Here is a 6,030-nt window from a genome sequence, read left to right as displayed (position 1 = left end):
GTGATGTACGGCGGCCTTGCAGGCGGAATAGACGAGCGGGCCAAAGCCTGCCTGCAAGCCTGCGACGGAGGCGGTTGAAATGATGGAGCCTGATTGCTGTGCCTTCATATGCGGCACGGCGTATTTGTAGCCGAGCACCACGCCTTTCAGCAGTACACCGACTGTCTCATCAAAACCGTTCATGTCGATCTCGGCAAGTTCGCCACCGACGCCGCCATATCCGGCATTGTTGAAGAGAATATCGAGCCTGCCGAACTTGCTGATCGTATGTGCGACGAGGTTCTTCACCTCTTCCTCATGCGCGACATTGGTGCGGCAATAGGAGAAGTTCTCTCCCAGTTCGCGCTCCATTGTCTCGCCCTTATGGTCCTGCAAGTCGGCGGCAACGACTTTCGCGCCTTCCTTCAGAAACAGATCGACCGTGCCACGACCTATGCCGCTCGTGCCGCCGGTGATGATGGCGACCTTGCCGTCCAGACGTCCCATGATGCTCTCCCTGATTTATTTGTTTTGATGGGGCTATGCTATCCGCAGCAAGGAAGGAAAGAGAAGTGCCGTCATCGCGAGGCCGACAAAGGTGGCCGTGGCGATCCAGAGCGGCATACCTGGCGGGTGGTTCTGGAGCGCTTTGCCGCGCTCGCAATGACGCGAGCCTATTTGCCCTTGAATACGGGCTTCCTCTTTTCCATGAAGGCGGCGCGGCCTTCCTTATAATCCTCGCTTGCGAAGCAGCGCGCGATCAGCGCGTTGCATTTCTCCGTATCGAAACTGTTCGGCGCTTTCGTGAACTCGTTCACAACCTGCTTTGCTGTGTTGACGGTGAGGGGGGCGTTATCTGCGATCATCCCGCAATAATTGCGCGTGAAATTCTCAAGCGCGTCGCGCGTCGTCACGCGGTTTATGAGGCCCATAGCAAGCGCTTCTTCATGGGTGAAGCGGCGGGCGGTGAAGAAGATTTCCTTGGCGAATGATGGGCCGACAACATCGACAAGGCGTCCTGTGCCGGTGGCGCCATAGGCGAGGCCGAGCTTTGCCGCCGGTATGCCGAAGGTTGAGCCTTCGGCGGCAATCCGCATGTCGCAGGAAAGCGCAATGCCAAGCCCGCCGCCGATGCAGTAGCCGTCGATCATGGCGATGGTCGGCTTCTGCGCCGCCGCAATCGCGTTGAAGGCGCGCTCCGTTGCTTCCTCATAGGCGATGATGCCTTCCGCCGTGGAACGGCTTTCACCGAATTGTGAAATGTCGGCGCCGGCCACGAAGGCGCGGTCGCCCGCGCCGGTGAGCACGATGACGCGGATTTCCTCATCCGCATCGAAGGCCGCGATCAGTTCCGGCACGGCCTCCCACATATCGAGGCTCACGGCGTTCAGCCGTTCGGGATTGTTGAAGATCATCCAGCCGATCGCGCCATCCTTGCGGGCGATCATGCGGGGTGTGGGGGAGGTGATGGACATTTCTTTTTCCCGCGCAGCGTTATTCCGTCCCCCCGGGATACAGGTGGGGCGGCAGGCTGGCAACAACCATCCACTGCCGTCATTACCGGGTTTGGCCCGGCAATCCAGAGCGGTATGGCATGGAGCGCGCGGCTGTTGGATGCCCGGATCGAGCCCGGGCATGACATCTTGGCTTGTAGCGGCCTCAAACCGGCGCGACACATGCCATGCGCGGTTCCCGCACGGGTGGCTGGGCGTCTTTCAGGTCCGCAAGCAAGTCCGATTTCAGCGCGGCATAGGCCGGGTCGTTCCAGAGGTTGCGGAGCTGGCCGGGGTCTTCCTTGTGGTCGTAAAGCTCGCCTTCTGTGCCGTCATAAATGGTGCCCGGCAGATAGGCGGTGATGGTGTAGCCGTCGCGATAGATGGTGCGCAGGCCAACCGTCGTGCCATCCACATGCTCGCAGTCCCATTCAGTAAAGACGCGCTCGCGGCCCTGCTTCTCGGCTTCGGCGTCTGACAGCGGCATGGGCTTGCCCTGCATCCATTCGGGCACGGGCAGGCCCGCGATCTCGCAGAAGGTGGGTGCAAGGTCCACCTGACCCACCGGTTTTTCCACCACGGCAGGCGCGTGCTTTGCGGATTTCGCGGGCCGCCAGATCATCGGCAGGCGCATCAGCGCATCCACATGATAGGGGCCTTTGAAGAGCAGGCCGAACTCGCCCTGAAACTCGCCATGATCGGTGGTGAAGACGATGTCCACATCATCGCCCCAGCCGCGCTGTTCGATATAGGCCATGACTTTCGCAATGGCTTCGTCGATCAGCTCATTCTCGACATGGGTGAAGGCGTTGATCTCCTGCACCTGATCGGCCGTCATGTCGCAGGCGCGGAAGTCGGGCGGAGCTTCGAAATTGGTCACGCGCTTGCCCGTGTACCATTCCATCCAGTGACGAGGCTTCCTGGACAATATTTCTTCGATCTTTTCCCGCGAGCCCGGATAGAACTCCGGCAGCGGCGTGTCGCGCCAGGGGTGGCGGTGCAGTTCCGATTGCGGCGGATCCCAGGGATGGTGCGGATCGGGAAAGCTCATCCAGCAGAACCAGTCATCTTCCGCATTGACGCTGGCGAGCCAGTCGATGGTGCGGTCTGCCACCCAGTCCGTGTGATACTGCTCACGCGGGATCGGATTGAAATGCACCTGACATGCGCCCGTGTCGCCGCCGCCCGCAGAGTTCACCTGAAAATCCGAGGTGAGGTTCTGATAGAACATGCCGAAGGCGGCGGGATTATTCTTCCGCAGCCATTCGGCGTAGTGGAGGATCAGCGGCGAATGCGTCGCAAGCTCCATATGGTCGAAGCCGCGATGCGGCCCGTTCTCGCCCTTGCGCGCCATCTGCGTTTCATAGAATTGCTGCTTCGCATCGAGGAAGGGTTCGAAATGCGCCTTGCCGATAAGCGCCGTCTTGTAGCCGCCCTTGTCGTGGAGATATTTCGCAACGGAGGGCGCGTCTTCCGGCAGCGGCACGCCGTTCATCCACACACCATGCGTCGAGACATATTGCCCCGTGATCATGGTGGAGCGGGCCGGCATGCAGACGACGTTCTGATTATGCGCGCGGGTGTAGTTGATGCCGTTTGCGGCCAGCGCGTCTATCGTGGGTGTGCGCGCAATCTTCTGGCCGTTCGCGCCAATGGCATCGAAACGCATCTGGTCGGTGGTGATGAAAAGAATTTTCCGGCCCATGCGGATTTCCCCAAAGAATTAATGTTATCCATTAAATCTACATGGGAGAGAGCAAAGGAGCAAGGAGAACGGCTTTGTGGCTTGCGAATGGTAGTCGCGTGGTGAGGCTCGCGCCACGGCTATTCTGAGCGGCGTCTCACAGGCATGGAAGTGGCAGGGCGGCGCGGCGGCGTCTGGCTTTTCAGTTCTTCGTAAAGTGTGCGCAGCGCCTCTTTTTCTTCCTCCACAGGCAGGGCGGCTTCAGCCCGAGTGAGCGCGAGGCGCGCATGGCGAATGGCTGCAGAGCGGAAAGTTTCGTCATCCATCCGCGCCAATGCGGAGAGAGCCTTTAGAAGCCTGATCTGGATTTCGATAAGCCCGGCGCCGTCACGTGCGAGAGGAGAGAATATGTCGTCGAACATATCCTCCGGGTCGAGTGGTGGTACGAAGACGCGTGGAAAGCGGACCTCTTCTTCGGCATCTTCATTCTCGATCCGCTTCCAATTGGCGAGCAGCCGCACGGCGCGGCCGATCACGTCAATGGCGGTGCCGGAGTCATTGGTCGCGGGCGAGAGTGCGCGTGACCCGATCTCCGCCATGACGGCAAGACCGAAGCGGGGGTCCTGATCGAATGTGCGCTCCTCTGCGATGGTGAAGGCCGCGCGGATGGAGTCCTCTGCGCCTTCATCATCAATACCCGTTACCCAGGCGAGGGGTTGCGCGTGATGCACGAACGCGCCGGGCAGGCAGACGACATAAATCTCGCCTTCGTGCTTTTCTGCCACCGCGTTGAGCGCACCCACATCAAGGTGCTGCACATAGCCGATCTTCTTGCGAAAGATCGGGACCGCTTCTGCGGGGATAGTGTTTTCAGCATCGATAAGGGGTTTTGCGCCGAGTGTCGGGCTTGCGGCGCGGGCGAGGATGGCTTTGGTGGCGGCTTGTTCTACCCGATCCGTCGTTTCGCCCATTCTGCCAAGGCGTGAGAGATGGTCGATCCAGCGCAATATCGTGACCGCGATAAGCACGATGACAGCCAGTGTGACGATAAAGAGGACGACGCGGCCACGTTCGCCATAGATGCCGGTACTCAGTGCAACAATGCCGACCAGGCTGAAGAGAAACGAACCGACAAAAGTGGCGAGAACATTCTGCGTCGTTGTGTCCTGCATCAGCAGTTTGGTTGCTCGCGGTGTCACATTATTGGTGGCAGCGCTATAAGCAGCGATCATGACGCTCAGCGAGAAGGTCGTGACTGCCAGCATGCTTGAGGCAAGAATGTTCAGAATCCGGTCCACGGAATCTGCGCCAAGATTGGTAGGCAAATCCCAGGGAATGATGTTTTGTACAAGAATGGCGGCAAGGGCCGTGCCGACGCCGAGAACTGCAAAGAGCGCGGCCCGCATCCACAGGCGGCGCGTCATCTGGAGAAATACCCAGCGCCAGCGTGACATCATGTCGAACCTCAATTGTTGCCGCTGAGAAACTCCACCATAGCGGGAAGGGCGGTGCGATCCTGCAACATGAAAAGGTGGCCGCCTTCGAACATGCGCAGTTCCGCGCCACGAATACGAGCGGCCATTTTCTCCTGCGTTTCGGGAAGGGCGATGCCGTCATATTTGCCGCCGCAGACAAGGGTGGGGCAGCGTATTTCGGGCAGGCGGTTCCATGTGTCATGCGTGGCCCGCGCCTCAAGCTGGCGGCGGGCACCCATGGCGCGTCCCGGTTCATCCGCATAGGGATCATTGGCGGCAAAGGCGACCATCTGCTCATAGGCTTGCGGGTTCGCTTTGGCCCAGGCTTCATCGTGTCGCGTATCGGAAATGGGGATCATGTGGCGCGCGCGCTCTTCGCGGCTCATGTGAAGCAGCGTGTGAAGCGGGTAGGATGCGCCGCCCTCGCCGCCGGGGGAGGTACAGGCGAGCACCAGCCCTTCCACCCGATGCGGATGGCGGATGGCCAGTTCCTGCGCGACCATGCCGCCGAAGGACACGCCGATGACCAGCGCCGATCCCCAGCCAATGGCGGCCATGAGATTCACAGCATCGTCGGCATATTCAGCCATGGAATAGGGCCGGTCGGGTTTCGAGGTCCGGCCAAGGCCGCGCTGGTCATAGGCCAGCATGTCGAAATGACGGGGGAGCGGGCCATCCAGCACATTCGGGCGCATTCGCAGATCGCCCCCTGTGCCGGAAATGAAGAGCAGGCGGGGACCGGCGCCGAGGCGCTCATAGAAAATCTCGATATCACCCGCTGCAATGACCGGCATGGAACCCCGCGACACAGAAAAATCGAATCTCGGGGAAGATTATCATGGGTTAATGCAAGTTCTCCCATTGAACTCGCTTGTACGCTTTCCATGTGTTAATCTCATGACAACCGCCGCCCCTCAGACTGAGTGGCGGCTTTCCGCCTTGGTTGCCGGTTCGGTGGGATGTACCGCTGCCAGACGATGGCGAGGAGTATTGATATGTCGAAGCCCGTCGAGCGTAACCAGCCGCTTTCGATCTGCGATCCCGTATGGGAGCGCCTTCGCAAGGAAGCAGAGGAGATGGCGGCCAGTGAGCCCATGCTCGCCAGCTTCCTCTATGTCACGCTTCTCAATCATCGCAATTTCGAGAGCGCGCTCTCCTATCATCTGGCGCAGAAGCTCGCCCATCCCGAGATGCGCGCGATGCAGCTTCGGGAGCTTGTGGCAGAGGCGCTTGATGCCTCGCCCGAGATTGCCGAAGCCTGCCGCGCAGATATCGTCGCCTATTACGAGCGCGACCCGGCCTGCCATTCCTATGTGCAGCCCTTTCTCTTTTTCAAAGGGTTCCACGCCCTGCAGGCGTACCGCGTGGCGCATTGGCTCTGGAGCCAGGGGCGCAAGGC

General features: G+C 60.1%; 6 protein-coding genes. 1 reads left to right on the top strand and 5 read right to left on the bottom strand.

Going from position 1 to position 6,030, the window contains the following annotated elements:
- The 5 genes from WBF74_RS14655 to WBF74_RS14635 all read right to left on the bottom strand — a co-directional run.
- Nucleotides 1-486: SDR family NAD(P)-dependent oxidoreductase (locus WBF74_RS14655; RefSeq protein WP_424441233.1), on the bottom strand; the 486-nt coding region annotated here is incomplete at its 3' end.
- A gap of 167 nt (nucleotides 487-653) precedes the next feature.
- The gene (locus WBF74_RS14650; protein ID WP_424441231.1) at nucleotides 654-1,454 is read right to left on the bottom strand and encodes an enoyl-CoA hydratase; all 801 of its coding nucleotides are present in this window, start codon (nucleotides 1,452-1,454) and stop codon (nucleotides 654-656) included.
- A gap of 184 nt (nucleotides 1,455-1,638) precedes the next feature.
- Nucleotides 1,639-3,177 carry a sulfatase family protein gene (locus WBF74_RS14645; protein ID WP_424441229.1) on the bottom strand — a complete coding sequence of 513 codons (1,539 nt, stop codon included), beginning with the start codon at nucleotides 3,175-3,177 and terminating at the stop codon, nucleotides 1,639-1,641.
- Between the two features lie 119 nt (nucleotides 3,178-3,296).
- Nucleotides 3,297-4,613, bottom strand: a complete 1,317-nt coding sequence (locus WBF74_RS14640) for a DUF2254 domain-containing protein (protein ID WP_424441227.1) — start codon at nucleotides 4,611-4,613, stop codon at nucleotides 3,297-3,299.
- An 8-nt stretch (nucleotides 4,614-4,621) separates the two neighbouring features.
- The gene (locus WBF74_RS14635; RefSeq protein WP_424441225.1) at nucleotides 4,622-5,425 is read right to left on the bottom strand and encodes an alpha/beta fold hydrolase; all 804 of its coding nucleotides are present in this window, start codon (nucleotides 5,423-5,425) and stop codon (nucleotides 4,622-4,624) included.
- Between the two features lie 201 nt (nucleotides 5,426-5,626).
- On the opposite strand from WBF74_RS14635, the gene WBF74_RS14630 reads away from it, so the two are divergent.
- Nucleotides 5,627-6,030, top strand: a 404-nt coding sequence (locus WBF74_RS14630) for a serine O-acetyltransferase (RefSeq protein ID WP_424441223.1), incomplete at its 3' end; no start/stop codon positions are given.

Source organism: Parvibaculum sp. (genome assembly GCF_049672805.1).
Classification (GTDB): Bacteria; Pseudomonadota; Alphaproteobacteria; order Parvibaculales; family Parvibaculaceae; genus Parvibaculum.
The sequence above is the reverse complement of the archived record's forward strand: the minus strand, read 5'-3'. Positions and strand labels throughout refer to the sequence as shown.

Coding starts and splice junctions, on each gene's coding strand:
- WBF74_RS14650 (WP_424441231.1), bottom strand. CDS start 1,454: ATGTCCATCACCTCCCCCACACCCCGCATGATCGCCCGCAAGGATGGC.
- WBF74_RS14645 (WP_424441229.1), bottom strand. CDS start 3,177: ATGGGCCGGAAAATTCTTTTCATCACCACCGACCAGATGCGTTTCGAT.
- WBF74_RS14635 (WP_424441225.1), bottom strand. CDS start 5,425: ATGCCGGTCATTGCAGCGGGTGATATCGAGATTTTCTATGAGCGCCTC.
- WBF74_RS14640 (WP_424441227.1), bottom strand. CDS start 4,613: ATGATGTCACGCTGGCGCTGGGTATTTCTCCAGATGACGCGCCGCCTG.